Raw genomic sequence first — 15,898 nt, 5'->3', positions numbered from 1 at the left:
TCAGATGTGCTTCTTGCACACGCCACACTTGGGCTTGTCTTCGGTGTCACTGCTGGCGACGACAGGCCCCTGCACCAGGGGGAAGGGAGGCGTGTTCTTGTCGTTGTGGAGCATCAGGTCGAGGGCGCGCGCCACGTTCTTGCCCTCGAACTTCACGTCGAAGGAGAAGCTGACGAACTCGGCCTTGCCCTTGGTCTTGCTGGAGGCCACGCCGCCGCCAGCGGTGCCGGCCTCGTCGCCGGTGCTCGTCTTGAAGTTGGAGTCCTTGACGCACACCGGGTTGCCGGCCACGGACACCTTCTTGGTGCCCTTGTCGGTGTCCGAGGACTGCGCGACGTTGGGGTATGGAATGGGGACAGGCCCGGCGGGGCCAGGCGTCTTGCACACATCCGGGAAGGCGGTGGTGACACCTCCGCTGTCCTTGGTGACCACGGACATCTTGTTCACACCGGTATTGACGGGCATGACGACGACCTCCCCCAGAAGGCAGGATACCGCGTCGGGGCCACGCGGCGCGAGCACCCGGTGGCGCATCCGTCCGGCCCTCGGCATCAGCCCCGGAGTGCCCACCTCCCCGCTCAGGCCGGCCTCTTCCGGCCGGGCCGGGAAACGCCCTCGGCGGTGACTCGCAGGGCGCGCACGTCATGGAGCCCCTCCCCCAGCGGGATATGCCCACGCCACAGCAGCAACACCTGCTCCGCGTCGAGGTCGAGGATGACGGTGTCCAGACGCAACTCGGGGGTCATGTCCGCGCCGCCGCCCAGCCGCACCGTGACGACGGGGGTGGGCTGACCGGGGAGCGTGAAGGCGAGCCGACCCCGAGGCGAGGCACCCGCGATGACCACGGGCTCGTCCCCCTTCAGGTAGCCGGGCGCGATGAGCCCGGGGGCCGCGGCATTGAAAAAGCGCCGGTCGAAGTCCTTCGGCAGCAGGGGCTTGCGCGTCTTGGTCCACGCCTCGTCATAGGTGCCCGCGTACTTCGCACGCGGCTGCCAGTGCGGCGACGTGAAGCCGAAGCCCACGGGTGTCACCCGCTGGCCGAACTCGCGCAGCGGCTCCGCCGGGTCCTCCAGGTTGGGCAGCTTCAACCCTTCCTCGAAGTGGCGCGGGTTGGCGCGAAAGCCCGTGCCCACGGGGTTGTGCGGCTCGAAGGCGGGCCTGGCCGGATCCGTGCGGTCCCACCCACCGAAGGCGCGCTCCCAGGTGAGCGGCAGCTTCTCGAAGGACAGGGGCTTCGTCGCGGCCACCCGGCCCATGCTCCTGAACCAGGTACGCTCGCCCACCACGCGCACCGCCTTCTTCAGCGGCCCCACCTGGAGCGCCACCAGCACCTCCGTGGCACCCGTGTGCGGCGCGTGAGCATGGCCGAGGAGCACGACGTCCGTAGCGGGCTTGATGAAGGCCCCCTCCGGCTCGTACTTGTCGCTGGACTCGCCAGGCTTGCCCCAGGCCTCGCCTCCCCAGCTCACGGCGAGCTGCTCCTTCGCGAGCGTCAGCCCTGCGTCACCGATGGCGTAGGAGGCCTTCACCACAAGCAGCAGCAGAGGCCGCCCCTCCTCGTCCGAGAGGCCCGTGAACTCAAAGGTGAACGGGGTTTCGTTCTTGAGGATTGGGTGTCCCATGGCGCTCTGTCTCGCCGGGCCCGGGGGCCGGGCCGCTCGGGCGGAAGGCGGCAGTGTAGCAGCGCGCCCAGGTGTCCATGGGCCCCTGCATTCCCAGCCACCGCGCACGGCCCCACCAGAGGCCGCCAGCACCGGCGCAATGCAGGCCACGTCGTGCGCCACTCCCTACGGGGGCCGCCAGCTCATCATCACGTAGAGCAGGTACAGCCCCGCCACGCGCCTGGGAGCGATGAAGCTCAATCCCCAGGACACCTTCGATGTCGTCTACCTGCGGGGGGACCCGCGAAGGAACCAATCCGCGGGCCGGGGCTACACCCTGTTCGACTTCCTCACCGCGAGTCTGCCCGTGGTGTTCCGCCTGACTTACGGGCTGAGCCATCGCGAAGCCGAACGAGCACACCGCCCTCTCCCCCGTCTCTCCGCTGAAGTCCTTCGTGCCGAAGCCCTGAGCGGTCCCGTCAGTCGGGCCCGTTCAATGAAGCCTTGCTCCCGTACACAGAGCCATTCACATTCCAATTGAACAAGCCTCCGAGTCCAAGGACTCGGAGGCTCATTCGGAGCCCGCTTCGGCGTCTACGGCTGGGTACAGCGCCAGACACCGCAGGAGCCCTCATTCTGGCCACATTCAGCCTGGACCGAGCACGGCTTGCAGCTGCGCGAACAAATCATCCTGACAGGGGTCACCTGCGGTTCGGTCGTCTCCGGCGCCGAGCCGGGAACCATGGCCAGGGCCGTGCCCGCCAAGATGCCGATGATCAAGGCAAGTCCAGGAATCGTCTGCTTCAGTCGCGATGGCTTCATGTGTCCTCTGAGGTGGGTGCCGTGCGGCCGGAGCATCCTACCCCGCACACAGGAGTGCAGGCGAACAGACTGCCGAGGCTCAATCCAAGTCTGAACGGCGTGGAACCGTGCTCAGATATCCGCACAGGCGTACACGGTTGACGCTTGCGCAGTCATGCAATGACAGTCGGTGCCGAGGGGTCGGGCAACAAGTCGACCACGCGGTACGCCTCCAAGTCGACGCGGATGGAGCCGCAGGTGCGACCTTCCCCAGCGCTCAGGCGCGCAGCAGCCGCGCGGCGATCGGCAGGTGATCGGAAGGCTCGGTCTCCGACGGCATTGGCGTCCGGTCGTCCAGCTCCGGCAGCCGATCCGGCTGCGCCTGCAGCGCACGTGAGTGAAAGATGAAGTCGATCGCCTTGGCCCTGCCGTTCGCGTTGCAGGTCGGCTGGTGCCGCCCCTCATGGGCATCGAGCAGACCGGCCGCCGCGAACGCCCGGACCAGCGGCTCCCCGGGCTGCGCGTTGAAGTCGCCGCACACGACCCACTGGGCCTCCGGGTCCCGCTGGACCAGTTCCTCGATCAGCTCACCAGCCTGTTGCATCCCCTGGTGCTGCTCCACGGGCCTGTCCGGCCGGTCCCAGCGCAGGTGCGTGCACGCCACGCGCAGCCGGTCCCCCCCGGCGTCGAAGTCCAGGACCAGCGCCAGATGCCCCGAGATGCGCCCGTCCTCCAGCCGGTCCCTGAAGTAATGGGCCCGGTGGCCGAGGCACCGCGCCCGGCGGTGGAACACCGCGCAGCCGTCGGGCCGGCCCTGCTGCTTCAGGGCCAGCACGCCCGCGTACCCGTACGGCTCCAGCGCCTTCTGGAGCGCGGCGAAGCGGTCGGGCTCCACCTCCTGCAGGCAGACGATGTCCGCGTCCAACCCCGCGATCCGGCGGGCCAATGCCTCCTGGCGCCTCCGCGGCTGGAGGACGTCCGCGGGCGTGTGCGGGAACCACTCGGGCTTGATGTAGGCGTCCGCCAGGAGGTTGTACGAGGCAATTCGCAGATCTATCGCCATCGGTAGGTTCTCCCGGTCCGCCAGCTGGATTCACCCCTGGCCGTTGCGAACACCCGGTGCGCTGCCACCGCCAGCAGGACCCGGGGCGCCGCAAGTATAGGCGGGATGAGGGCCTTGGTGCGGAGGGGGCGAGGCGGGCCGCCCCCCATCCTCGCCTGATTGGGGGCACGGGTCGTCATGCGAACACGGACCGTCAGGGGGCCGAGAACCAGCGCTCCAGTGCGGGGTGCGGTCCGCCGTCGCGCCCAGCCCACGCGATGCAGCCATCGGGGCGTACCGCATCGAGCGCACCCCGGGGGCCTTCACCACACGCACCCGCGACACCCACGCGGCCCCTTGATCGGTAGGTGATCAGCAACTCGGCCACGATTTGCCGCATCGCGGTCGTCTGCGGGTCGGGACGCATGAGCGCGATCTGGGCGCGGGTGTTTTCAAGCACGCGCCCCGGCATCGGGCCGTAGGACAGCATCCCCACGGCCGTGCGCCGCCTGTGAGTGCCAGGCGGCAAGTTCGATTCCCTCTGCATCCACTGCGCATCGCCATTGAGGCGCGAGGGCTTTCCGGGAGGTGGTCCGGATGGACTTCAGGGCTTGCACCAGGCGTTCTCGGGAATCGCCGGGCCCCCGGGGATGACTTGCGCGAGGGCCGGAATGAAGTCGTAGCTGGACTGGGTCGGCAGCCCGTGGAGCTCCGCCAGACGAAGGATGGCGAGCCCGTCGACAGAAACCTTGCCCTCGGTAGCGTTTAGCTCTGGGTCGAAGCCAAGGCGCTGCGAGTACTCCCGGAGCTTCTGCTGGCGGACCTCAAGCAGTGCCGTGAACGCCGCTGGGAACCGCCCGGCGTCCTTCTCGACGAGCGCCTTGGTGAGTTCGAACTTGGCGCTGGGCTGGCCCTTTTCCACCTGCCTCCAGCGGCCTAGCAGCCGCGCCTGCCCATCCAGGTCCTCGGGAGCAAGAAGCATCCGGTGAAGCAGGTGGAAGAAGAGGAAGTCGTCCTCGTACTCCACGCCCTGGAAGTGGTGCTTGGGGGAGCGGGCCGCGATGGCAGTCGCCAGTTCCAGGTCTCCGGCGGCCAGGGCCGCGCCAAAGCCCAGGTCCTTGCTGCAGCACAGGAACCGGGGCTCCACGGACGTTCGCTCCGCCAGCATCAGCAGGGCGAGCCTCGCCTGGGCGGACTTGCGCAGCCGCAGGGCAAAGGTGTCCGTGTCCGCGTCTTGAAGCAATGAGCACAGGGCCAGGATGCGCCAGGCGAAGCTGAGCGTGGCCAGTTCCTGCGCCGTGGCCCCTTCCGGGCGAATCACGGCCTGCAGCGTCCTGTTCAAGTGAAAGCTGTAATTGTGCTGCGCTCGTGCCAGGGGATCCATACCCAGAACTCAGAGCACCAGTCTGATGGGTGTGCCGGCTTCGAGGAAGGCGGGCCCGGTGAAACCCGCGGCTTCTATCTGGGCCTTGAGGTCCTCGCGGACCAGGATCAGCCCCGGCGCGGGGGACACTCGGAAGAGGTTGGCGTCCGGGGCGATCCTATCCTCATGAAGGACGAGCCGCTTCAGCCGCGTGAAGCGGTCCTGCTCCAAAGGATGTCTCTGCCCTTCCGTCTTTCCCATGTCGAGCCAGTCGTGGGCCCCGATGACGTTCACGATATGGCAGTCGTCGCTCTCGATGCGGCCCTTGTGGTTCATCAGGGTGAAGCGCAGAAACTCAATCTCCGCCTTCACGTGCTGCTCCAGGAACGCCTTCATCCGGGCTGACACCATCAGATAGCCCACCGTGTTGTGGATGATGTCGGCGATCCTCAGGCCCGTGCTCTCGGGGTCCATCTCGAACGGGTAGGCCTCCTTGTAATCAGCCCCCATGCGGATGCCGTACGAAGGCTTGTGGATGTACGTCATGGCCCGTGGGTACGTCATGATGGCGGTGAAGTCGTCATGGCGCCTGGTGGTCATGATGAAGTACTTGGACATGGGCTCGTCGTCTCGGGGAGGGCGCTAGAACGCCATCGGGACCATACCGTCGTTCATGCGGGGAATCAGCCCCTGCTGAGCCTCCTCCTGTCCATACTCCACGATGACCCAGAACTCCTCCTGCTCCCAGCGGCGGAGGAAGACCCGGAAGCAGTCCACGTTGGCGTCCGTGATGTCGTGCTTGCCATCCTCGGTCAGCTTGGAGATGTCCCGCTTCATCTGGGAGATGATCTTGTTGCAGTCGTCGCTGTACTCCTTGTGGTAGCCGACGTGCGCCGGCAGGCCTAGCACCAGCGCATCCGGATCAAGGTACGGCAGGATGATGAGATTGACGCCCTCGTTGATGTTGTAGCGGGAGGCCTGGAGGATGGAGAGTTCGTCATTCGTCAGGCTGGCCCGGAGCACCCCACTGGGCATGATGTGGTGGTACTGATGTTTGAAGGGTTCGCCCTCAGTGGTGTAGTTCTTCCCGCTAAAGGCCCACGCGGGCTTCTTCATGTACAGCCGCAGCTTGGCCGGATTGCCGACAATCTCCCGGTAGCCATTCACCCGGTAGGCGCAGGTCGGGTACTGGGGCTTCCAATACTTGTACTCGTGGCTGCTGATGCAGCCCTCCTCCTTCTCGTGGTCTGGCTTCTTCCAGAGTGCTCGGACGTGTTGCTTGTCGGCCATGGCAGCACCTCGCGTCAGGAATGAAGGACTGAAGGCGCGTGGATGCACAGTGCACCCCGCTCGCCCGTATCGCTGCCCACCCACAGCAGCGTCGTTCCGGGGGGCGCATACGCCCGCGCGAAACCGCGGGCTGCCATGGCCACTCCGAGTGGCCCCATGGCGGCGCCTGCCTCACCGAAAGGGAAGGCCGGGTACCACTCGGGGACGCCGGCTTCCAACAAGCCCTCCCCCCTCAACCGGATGAGCGCGTGGCCCCAGTCCTGCGCACGGTAGGCGTCACCGTTCAAGCCCGCGATGACCAGTCCCACTTGCGAGTCATTCCCCCGCGCCGAACCCAGCGTGGCGCCGATGCAGCTTGCGAGCGCCACCCCAAGGGCGGGTTGGCCAGACTTCCGGTGGAACGGCTCGACCTGGCGCCGGGGGGAAGCCAGCAGGGCCTCGATGGGCGCCTTGCGTTGGAGCGCCGCGCCCGGTGCTTCCACGCGCAGGAAGGCCGCCGCCTCTCCGGGCACGAAGCCCACCGGATTGGACGGACTCTTGAGCAATCTCAGCGCATCCAACCGCCGCACCATCTCGGGCTCGACGAGGCTGTCCATGCCGCCCACGATGCACTGCTCGACGCGCCCCTGCCGCAGCAGCTCCGCCGCCTCATGGAGCGCCTGGAAGAAGCCGGCCTCCCCCAGGAAGACCTTCTGTACCCGGGGGGCCTGACGAACTCCCAGGGTCTTGAGCATTCGCGGGATGAGGGACTGCTGGAGCTGCGTCTGGAGGGAAACCGCTTCCGCAGGAGTCGCTCCTTCCTGCTCCGCGTGCAGCCGAGCATGGACCCCGCCGTGGGTCGTCACGAGCAGCGCGACTTTCTCCCAGTCATCCTGGCCGCTCGCGCGCTGGAGGCTGCGCAGGCCCGAGGCCCCCAGCGCCACCAGCCGTCCCAGCCCGGTAAAGCCGCGCGTCACCCAGGGCACGCTGTGGCCGTAGGCGGGCGTCTCCTCGCGAGAGGCCGGGTCGAAGACGTAGGCCTCCTCCAGTTCCTGGATGCGTAGCAACGCTGCGCGACCGGCGGCGCAGCTGCCCGCCGCGTCCTCGCCCAAGGCCGACACCAATCCCATGCTGGTGACGGCAAGCCCCTCGGCGGAGAGCAATGGCTCCTGGCGGCGTACCGGGAGCCGAGGGGTGGAGGCCGGGCGCGCACCGCTCGCCCTCCATGGAGTGGACAGAGTCCGGAAGGGGCTCTCCAGGTTCCACTGCCGGGCGGATGCAACCGCCGCGCGGAGCTGGGCGCGCTGGAGGTGGGTAGACGCCCGTGTCTGGATGGGGAAGGCCCCCCGCCCGCGCAGCGCCACCTCCAGGGCCATGGCGTGGCGCCGTCTCAGGGGCACAAGCTCGAAGGATTCGAGCAGCCATGCGCCCCCCAGGGGCTGGCCCAGCAAGTAGCGCCCTTGGGGCTTCAGCCGGTGTTCGGCCTCTTGCCACCAGCGCCGGACTCGGTCGGAATCGGCGCGCGGCAGCGCGGGCGCATGGGGGCGCGGCGCGTCCTCGTCATCCTCGGGCTCGGGGCGTAGGAACACACCCTCCAGGGGGAGCCCGGTGATGGCGCGGAATGCCTCCGCCGCGAGCCCATCCAGCTCCGCGGTATCGAGCAGCTCCAGACAAGCCTCCGCCGCCTCCCTGCGACCGCTGAACCCCAGCGCCCAGAGCGCGTCGGCCTTGGCTCCCGGCCTGCCGAGCTGCTCCAGCAGGAGCCGCACGTTCACGGCCTCTCCGCCCATGGCCAGCAGCAGCATCGCGGTGCGGCTGTGGGCATTCGAGTGGGAGGCGAGCTGCCGGCACTCGGTGAAGGCCGGCTCAAGGCCCAGCGCACTGCCGGTGATGAGCGCCTCGTCACGGACTTCCGAGTGGGAGGAGTCCAGCGCACGAATCACCGGTGCCGACATCACCCGCCCGGGAGCAACTCGCGCCGCGCGCAGGGCCGCGGCAGTGACTTCAGGCGCTGGGTGGGCCAGCAAGGAGGGGAGCGCGGGGCCTGCGTCCGCGTCCCAGAAGGCCAGGACCTCCAGGGCCGTTGCCACGAGCGCCGGGTCGTCCTGTTGGAGCAGCGTCTGGACGGCCGGAACCCAGGCGGGCTCGGCACGGAGCTGCAAGGCGCGCTGGAGGCATGGGCGCAGGTCAGGCCCACCTTCTACGAGCGCATCCATCACCTCGCGCAGCGCGGATGCATCCTCTGGAGGCATGGCGAGCAGCACCAGCGCGGCGACCGTGACGAGCTCTGGATCCCCGCTCGCAAGCGCCGGGGTGATGAGCTCCTTGCGCACGCCATCCCCACCCAGCACCAGCGCGTCGAGGTGCGCCAGGAGCCGACGCTCGTCGACGTCATGCAGCTCGCCGAGGGTCAGCACCGGGGAGTCGAGCGAGGACTCCCACTGGGTCCAGAGAAAGGCCGCCTCATCCAGGTGCCGAGCACAGACGTTCCGCTGGATGTCCGTCAGGGCAGTTTTGGTGGATTCAGTTGATCTGGACATTACCGCCCTTGATGCGGCTGAGCCCCGTAGCGCGCGTTTCGACCTGAAGCCCGCGAATGCTCAGCTGCCCATTCCGGCGCAAGACGATGATCGACTGACCACAGCGCAGAACGATTTCATCCCAGGCCGTGAGCACGACTCGCCGTCCATCAGTAGTGGTCCTTGCAAATGGGGCAGACGGGCTTCTCCGTGCTCCCGCTCATGGCCATGACCGGACCTTGAAAGAGAGGAACGGGGGGCGTGTTCTTGTCATTGTGGAGCATCAGGTCCAGGGCGCGTGCCACGCTTTTACCCTCGAACTGGACGTCAAAGGAGAAGTTGACGAATTCGGCCTTGCCCTTGGTCTTGCTGGAGGCGACGCCACCGCCGGCGGTGCCTGCCTCGTCGCCGGTGCTCGTCTTGAAGTGGGAGTCCTTGACGCACACCGGGTTGCCGGCCACGGACACCCTCTTGGTGCCGTTGTCAGTGTCCGAGGATTGGGCGACATTGGGATAGGGAATGGGCACTGGCCCGGCCGGGCTGGGCGTCTTGCAAACGTCCGGGAAGGCCACGGTGACGCCCCCAGAGTCCTTCGTCACCACGGACATCCTGTTCACACCGGTATTGACAGGCATGGGCTCGACCTCCGCGAGAATGACAGCATACCACACCAGGACCCATGGAAAGGGACCCGGTTCATGGTCGCTTCTCATGCCCTTGGCCATACCCGCCAGCCCCAACACACTCTTGCGCCTGATGCGTCGTGCTCCCCTCCTCCTGCTCAAAGCGCCAGGGAGCGGTCGACGAAATGGGCACGAGCGGCTACATCTGGCGCTCCGGATGCACAGCAAATAGCGGAACGCTGGCTGACCCGTGCCCATCCGCGACTTCGAGCGCTGCCGGAAGTAGCGAAGGCTGACGTGCGACCAGCGCGCTGCCACGTCAGCCTTCCCAGCGTTCAGGGCGTGTACAGCTCCGCCGTTGCGAGCCGAAGGCCGGCGCTCCCCCATCCCCCTGCGATGAGGACCTGCCCATTGGGCAGCAGTGTCGCGGAATGGTCCGAGCGAGGTTCGACCAGGGAGCCGGCAGGGCTCCAGGTGTTCGTGGCCGGGTCGTACAATTGCGGCACCTGTCCCGACACGACGAGCACCTTGCCATCGGGCAGCAGCGTCGCCGTGTGGAGGGCGCGAGTCTCGGCCATGGAGCCGACAGCGCTCCAGGTGCCCGTGGCCGGGTCGTACACCTCCGCCGTCGCGAGGGCGGAGGCGAAGATGTCCAATCCTCCCGTGACGAGCACCCTGCCATCAGGCAGCAGCGTCGCCGTGTGGAAGAAACGAGCTTCGGTCATGGAGCCGGTGGGGCTCCAGGTCCCCGTGGCCGGGTCGTACACCTCCGCCGTCTCCTGAGCGGGGGGACCCGCTCCCCCTGCGACGAGGACCTTGCCATTGGACAGCAGCGTCGCTGTGTGGGCCCACCGCGTTGCGGCCATGGAGCCGGTCTGGCTCCAGGTCCCCGTGGACGGGTCGTACACCTCCACCTTCAGGGGCCCGCCGATATCGCTGATGCCCCCCGCGACGAGGACCCTGCCATCGGGCAGCAGCGTCGCCGTATGGCCGGAGCGACGATCCTCCATGGAGCCAGTGGGGCTCCAGGTGCCCGTGGCCGGGTCGTACACCTCCGCCGTCGCGAGAAAGACGGTGGAATCGAGTCCCCCTACGACGAGGACCTTGCCATCGGGCAGCACCGTCGCCGTGTGCTGCCAACGCGCATCAGCCATGGAGCCGGTCGGGCTCCAGGTCCCCGTGGACGGGTCGTACACCTCCGCCGTCGCGAGGAATTCGGTATCCGTTCGAGTTCCCCCCATGACGAGCACCTTGCCGTCGGGCAGCAGCGCTGCCTGATGGCCGGAGCGAGGACCCTCCAGGGAGCCCGTCAACGCCCAACTCCCCGTACAGGCCGGCAGCCCCGTCACGGTGAAGGTGCGGGTGGCGGTCAGGTGGAAGGCATTGGTGACGGTGGCGGTGATGGAAGGGGGAGTGCTGACACAGGAGGGAGCCGTCCAGGTGATGCGGCTGTGGGAGGCGTCGCTGGCCGGCGTGCCAAGCGCGCCGGTATTGGCCTCCCAGGAGAAGGCGAGGGAGGAACCTTCCGGATCGCTGGCCACCACCTCGTAGGTGAGCTCCTGGCCCGGTGAGGCCGTGTCCGAGGAGCGGTAGGAGCGGATGATGACAGGGTTGAAGTGGTTGGCCGGAGGCGTGTTGCTGACACACAGCGCGACGGTGCCAGTGTTCTGTCCGCCTCGCCCATCGGAGACCGTGACGGTCAGACTGCAGTTGTTACAGGCACCGGCGGGCAGGACCGAAGGCGTGAAGTAAGCCGAGCGGGAGGAGGCCTGGGCCCAGGTGCCGGCACAGGAGGCGCTCCAGGAATAGGAGAGGCTGTCACCGTCCGGGTCGGAAGCCGAGGTGGAGACAGAAGTCGTCTGCCCGACGGCCAGGTACGTGGGGCTGGCACTGAGAGCGGCCACCACGGGGGAACTGTTGAAGGAGATGGACAGGGTCGCATCTCCCTCGCCGCCAGAGGTGACGTTGACAGCCAGCACGACGCTGGAGGACAGGCCGCGCGAGTCCGTCACGGTCAGGGTCAGGGTTTGAATGCCCGTGGAGGCAGGCGCGGTCCATGAAGTGGTGGCAGCCGAGGGAGCGGAGAAAGAGCCCGCGGTCGCGCTCCAGGCGTAGGAGAGGGTATCGCCCGGATTGGGATCATGCGCGGTGGCGGTCAGGGAGATGGAGCCACCCTCGGCCACGGAGGTGGAGGAGGCCACCAGGGAGTCAATGAGGGGAGCCTCGTTGTCGAAGGGAGGCGGAGGGTGGAGCTGCTGAAGCGTGATGGCGACCAGGGTGCTCTGGTTGGCGGTGATGGTGACTCCCGTGGCGGACCCTTCGAAGAGCAGGATGCCGGAGGAGTCGAAGGCCTGGGCCAGGAAGGAGCGATTGGAGCCCGCGGGGATGTTGCCAATGATGCCGCCCCACACGCCGTTGGTAGCAGCCAGGTCCACGGTCACCGTGGGGATGTCCGCCGCGCTCGAGGTGACCGAGACGCGAGCGATGTCGGAGGCGAGGGCCTGGCTGGCGGAGACAGCAAACCGGACCGAGCCGGAATCCCTGGAGGAATCAGAGCAGCCCGCAAGCAGCGACACTGTGAGCGCGAGCATCAACGGAGTGAATGCTTTTTTCATGAGGCAGCCTCCCGCATTGCCAATTCCTCGCAGCAGATTGCTGAAGGATGAGGAAGCCCCTTGCTCCTCGATGACAAAGACGGCGAGGAGTATTGTCAATGGGAGGCGGCTCTGGACATCACCCCAGCAGCTGATGCGCCGTCGCTCGCCAGACGAATGCGGACGCTTGCTTGGGTGCTGTCAGTGGATGGGAAGTCGTGGAGGCAGGCGCGGCCGGTGTGAGATCCTCTAGCGCACGCCGGTGAGGCCGGAATCAGGGAGACAGGGAAGATGGGTTTTGGAAATCGGTCCGCGCTGGGTTCGGTGTTCATCGTGCTCCTGGGCGCGGTCATTCCTCGGGTGCTCAGCGCCGCGCCTCCGGCTCAGGACGGTCTCGAGCTCATGCGCTTCAAGGCGAGCGAAAAGAGCGAAGCGATGTATGTCCTGCGCGCCACAGGCTGCCGCGAGGCGGGCGACACCTGCCGGCTCGAACTCGAGCTGAGCGAAGGGACGGACGGGACGCGCAAGGCGAGGCTGCCCGACGGCATGGCTCACGGGCTCCGGAAGGAATCCCGAGGGACCGCTTCCTCCGGGAGCTGGACCTCGGGCGAGGAGGAGCAGAGCGTCACGACCTCCGTCCAGCCGGTACGGCTGGAGGCCGGCGAGTGGGGACTCCTCGTCACCCAGCAGAGCGGGTTCGAGCATGTCCATCGTCGGCACCGCCTCTACGCGGTCAAGGACGGCGGGGTGACGGAAGCCTGGAACGGGGATGAGAACTTCGCGGGTCCCGAGACCTCCCACGTCGGCCCATACCCGCTGGCGCCGGGATCACCCGTCGAGGGCTTCTACAGGGAGTATGCGTTTCTCTCCGCCGACAAGGAGAGCGGCGAGCCCGACCAGTGGAAGCTCGATGCCTACCGCTGGGATGCCGCTGGACGCAAAGCGGTGAAGGAGTTCCGGCACCGGCCCGAGCGCTACGCGGCCATCATCGGAAGCTTCAAGACAGCCCAGGAGGCGATTGCGTACCGCGACGGCGCGCAGTTGCAGCAGGCCTGCGCGAGCGGGTTCCTGGTGCTCGAAAGCAAGCCATTCAAGCGCCTGACGCCGGGACTGTTCATCGTGACGGGGATCCACCCGGAAAAGACAGCAGCCGAGGCCGCGCTGAAGAAAACGGGCGCCTGCAATCCGAAAGTCTCGGGCTACGTCAAGGCGCTCTGAGCCAGAAAGGGAGCACGGGCTCAGCCACGGAAACAGTCAGCCACAGGTTCGCCAGTCTCCATGAATGTGAAGCTCATCTGTCATGGTGACCTCTGATGTGTTCAGGCCTTTCTACTGTACCCGCGTCAATCTCCCCTGACACCAGACAAACAGGCTAGGCCAGAAAAGCCTGTTTACCTTCAGGGAGCCACATGCACACCCGAGCCCGTCCAGGGAGCTTCATCCAACGCCTCGCCTCATCCCCTCTGAAGCTGCTGTGGGGCCTCGTCGTCCTGACGGCCTGTGGAGGCCTGGAGCCGGAGGGCTCTGGGAGCCCTGATGGGGTGGCCCAGGAAGCGCAGGCCCTCGCACCGGCCAACGTGCAGGCCTTCTACGCGGAAGCCCGGTGGGGCACCCGCTTCGGCGTCACGGGGCCCTACTACGGCCCCGCGGGCCACCGGGGGCTCGACCTCCCCGCGGGCGCGGGCCAGGCCATCCCCGCCCTCCGCTCGGGCATCGTCCGCCGCGTCCAGTACTCCTCCGTCGTGGGTCACACCATCGCGGTGGAGTCCGCCCCCGGTGACTTCTCCGGGTATGCCCACGTCATCCGGACGCGCTTCGCGGTGGGCGATTCCGTCCAGCAGGGAGACATCATCGCCTATGTGGCGGGCTCCGGAGATGACCATGGCTCGGCGTGGAGCGGGTCCCACCTCCACATGACCCGGGGCACCACGGACCGCTGCGCGTTTGGCGAGAACGTCAGCGACCCCGCGCCGCTCATCCGCAACGTGCTCGGCACCGGCAGCGGCGGAGGCACCGGCAGCGGCGGAGGCTCCGGAGGAATCCAGGTCAGCATCGACGAGGGGAAGGTCCTCCAGCGTGTGGCCCAGCGGGGCGGCTACACGGGCGCGGTGGACGGTGTGCCCGGGGTCAATACCTGGAAGGGCATCCAGACGGTCCTCGCCGGCAAGGGGTTCTACTCCGGCCCCATCGACGGCCTGCCGGGTGAGAACACCTGGAAGGGAGTCCAGCGACTCGCCCAGCTCGGCGGATACACGGGCCCCGTGGATGGCTTCCCGGGTCCGAACACCTACGCGGGGCTCAACACCTGGCTGGCCCAGGACCCCGGGACGCCTCCTCCTTCGGGGATGAGCGGCGTGTATGGGATTGACGTTGGCACGACGCAGCGGGACCTGGATTTCAATGCCATCCGGAGCGCCGGCTACCAGTTCGCCATCGTCAAGGCCGGCGGCTCCAATGTCTCGCCCCTCTACGTCGCGCCCTACTACGCCCAGCAGGTGGCCCGGGCTCGCGCGGCCGGGCTCCTGGTGGGGCATTACTGGATGGCGGGCTCGTACAACCCCTCCGGTGACGCCCAATACTTCGCGGACCACCTGTATGACCACCGCCCAGGCGACCTGCTGGTGCTCGACAACGAGGCCATCGACAACGGCATCTTCTGGAACGACTCCATGACCGCGAGCTTCATGCAGGCAATCAAGACGCGTCTGGGAAAGGCCCCGTTCCTGTACACGTACTCGAGCCTGCTCCAGGCCAACGCCTGGACCCAGACGCGGGCCTTGGGCTCGAAGCTCTGGATTGCCCATTACACGGGCACGCCGGGCAACCCGTCCGTGGGGACGGCCTATCCGACGTGGGAGATCCACCAGTACACGTCGTCCGGAAACCAGAACGGGATTCCCCTCGACCTGAATGTCGCGAAGCTGTCCGCGTTCGCCGGACTGGCCCAGCCCCCGCTGGGCGCGACGCCGCCTCCGCCGACGGCCATCCCCGGAGGGAGCGTGGGCGGAGGAGCCCCCATCATCACCGTCCCGCAGGGAATCATCCTGCAGAAGCTGGCGCGCCGGGGCGGCTCTACCGGCCCCCTCGATGGCATTCCGGGGGCGCAGAGCTGGATGGGCGTCCAGAAGGTCCTGCGCGAGCTGGGTTACTACGCGGGGCCCGCTGACGGCGCCCCGGGCCTCAACACCTTCAAGGGATTGCAGTTGCTGGCCCAGGACGGTGGCTACACGGGCCCCATTGATGGCATCCCCGGGCCCAATACCTACAATGGCATCCAGGCGTACCTGGACGGGTCCTCCGGCCCCGTGCCGCCTGTCACCCAGGCCCAGGGCGTGACGCTGCAACGGATTGCCAGCGCGGGCGGGTATACCGGCGCGGTGGATGGCGTTCCCGGGACGAACACGTGGAAGGGCGTCCAGCAGGACCTCGGTGGCTATGCGTATTCAGGACCCGTGGATGGCGTCATGGGCACCCTGTCGTACGCGGCGCTCCAACGCTTCGCCGCGAAGGGCGGCTACACGGGCCCCACCGACGGTGTCATGGGCACCCAGTCCTGGAAGGGCGTGCAGACCGTGCTGCGGGGCTTCGGGTACACGGGTCCCATTGACGGCGCCATGGGCCCCCAGTCGTACGCGGCGCTCCAGCGGGTGGCGCGCCTGGGCGGGTACATGGGCCCTTCGGATGGAGCCATGGGCGTGAACTCGTGGCGAGGCCTCCAGACCTTCTTGAGCGGCGCCGGGTACACGGGGCCCCTCGACGGAGTTCCCGGAACGAACACCTACAAGGTGCTCCAGTCCCTGGCGCACCGGGGTGGCTACACCGGGCCGCTCGACGGCCTCCCCGGCCCCAACACGTACGCGGGCCTGGCGAACCTCCTGGACTGACGCCAGCTCCCCTGCCCCAGGCCCCCTCCCATCCGCCGGGAGAGCCGTGTGGAAAGACAGACACAGGTTCCGCACCTAGCAGGCTGTTGAGAAACCCCTCCGAGGGATCGACACCCCGCACTGAGGCGTGGTGTCCTCCGCGCCTCGGAGGGAGTGATGCGAGGACGGCCCAAGCAGCAGACGACGCTGTTCAGCCTGAGGA

The 15,898-nt window shown here is 67.6% G+C and carries 13 protein-coding genes; 2 read left to right on the top strand and 11 right to left on the bottom strand.

The genetic code is table 11. The annotated features are described in order from the left end of the window. The 11 genes from D7X74_RS11320 to D7X74_RS11270 all read right to left on the bottom strand — a co-directional run bounded on the left by D7X74_RS11320 (nucleotide 1) and on the right by D7X74_RS11270 (nucleotide 11,833). Nucleotides 1-465, bottom strand: coding sequence for a DUF4150 domain-containing protein (locus D7X74_RS11320; RefSeq protein ID WP_120532950.1), 465 nt, complete (start codon nucleotides 463-465; stop codon nucleotides 1-3). A gap of 113 nt (nucleotides 466-578) precedes the next feature. Further along, complete coding sequence (locus tag D7X74_RS11315; RefSeq protein ID WP_120532949.1) at nucleotides 579-1,622, bottom strand: DUF2169 domain-containing protein; 1,044 nt, start codon at nucleotides 1,620-1,622, stop codon at nucleotides 579-581. A gap of 1,057 nt (nucleotides 1,623-2,679) precedes the next feature. Continuing rightward, entirely contained in the window at nucleotides 2,680-3,465 is a 786-nt protein-coding gene (locus D7X74_RS11305; protein WP_120532947.1) for an endonuclease/exonuclease/phosphatase family protein, read from the bottom strand. A gap of 193 nt (nucleotides 3,466-3,658) precedes the next feature. After that, entirely contained in the window at nucleotides 3,659-3,940 is a 282-nt protein-coding gene (locus D7X74_RS11300) for a hypothetical protein (protein WP_147444223.1), read from the bottom strand. A gap of 108 nt (nucleotides 3,941-4,048) precedes the next feature. Beyond that, complete coding sequence (locus D7X74_RS11295) at nucleotides 4,049-4,765, bottom strand: immunity 49 family protein (protein WP_158620305.1); 717 nt, start codon at nucleotides 4,763-4,765, stop codon at nucleotides 4,049-4,051. Nucleotides 4,766-4,837: 72 nt separating this feature from the next. Next, the gene (locus D7X74_RS11290) at nucleotides 4,838-5,425 is read right to left on the bottom strand and encodes an imm11 family protein (RefSeq protein ID WP_120532944.1); all 588 of its coding nucleotides are present in this window, start codon (nucleotides 5,423-5,425) and stop codon (nucleotides 4,838-4,840) included. A 24-nt stretch (nucleotides 5,426-5,449) separates the two neighbouring features. Continuing rightward, nucleotides 5,450-6,097, bottom strand: a complete 648-nt coding sequence (locus D7X74_RS11285; RefSeq protein WP_120532943.1) for an AHH domain-containing protein — start codon at nucleotides 6,095-6,097, stop codon at nucleotides 5,450-5,452. Between the two features lie 14 nt (nucleotides 6,098-6,111). Continuing rightward, on the bottom strand, nucleotides 6,112-8,616 hold the full coding sequence (locus tag D7X74_RS11280; protein WP_120532942.1) for a TIGR02270 family protein: 2,505 nt from the start codon (nucleotides 8,614-8,616) through the stop codon (nucleotides 6,112-6,114). After that, nucleotides 8,600-8,752 carry a hypothetical protein gene (locus D7X74_RS42965; RefSeq protein WP_158620304.1) on the bottom strand — a complete coding sequence of 51 codons (153 nt, stop codon included), beginning with the start codon at nucleotides 8,750-8,752 and terminating at the stop codon, nucleotides 8,600-8,602. The genes D7X74_RS11280 and D7X74_RS42965 overlap by 17 nt, the downstream gene beginning before the upstream one ends. 13 nt (nucleotides 8,753-8,765) lie before the next feature. Next, the gene (locus tag D7X74_RS11275) at nucleotides 8,766-9,230 is read right to left on the bottom strand and encodes a DUF4150 domain-containing protein (RefSeq protein ID WP_120532941.1); all 465 of its coding nucleotides are present in this window, start codon (nucleotides 9,228-9,230) and stop codon (nucleotides 8,766-8,768) included. A gap of 323 nt (nucleotides 9,231-9,553) precedes the next feature. Further along, the gene (locus D7X74_RS11270; RefSeq protein ID WP_120532940.1) at nucleotides 9,554-11,833 is read right to left on the bottom strand and encodes a kelch repeat-containing protein; all 2,280 of its coding nucleotides are present in this window, start codon (nucleotides 11,831-11,833) and stop codon (nucleotides 9,554-9,556) included. 270 nt (nucleotides 11,834-12,103) lie between these two features. On the opposite strand from D7X74_RS11270, the gene D7X74_RS11265 reads away from it, so the two are divergent. Then, nucleotides 12,104-13,030, top strand: coding sequence for a hypothetical protein (locus tag D7X74_RS11265; RefSeq protein WP_147446541.1), 927 nt, complete (start codon nucleotides 12,104-12,106; stop codon nucleotides 13,028-13,030). Nucleotides 13,031-13,221: 191 nt separating this feature from the next. Further along, entirely contained in the window at nucleotides 13,222-15,696 is a 2,475-nt protein-coding gene (locus D7X74_RS11260; RefSeq protein ID WP_120532938.1) for a GH25 family lysozyme, read from the top strand. Nucleotides 15,697-15,898 lie beyond the last annotated feature (202 nt).

This window comes from Corallococcus sp. CA047B (assembly GCF_003612065.1).
Classification (GTDB): domain Bacteria; phylum Myxococcota; class Myxococcia; order Myxococcales; family Myxococcaceae; genus Corallococcus; species Corallococcus praedator.
The sequence above is the reverse complement of the archived record's forward strand: the minus strand, read 5'-3'. Positions and strand labels throughout refer to the sequence as shown.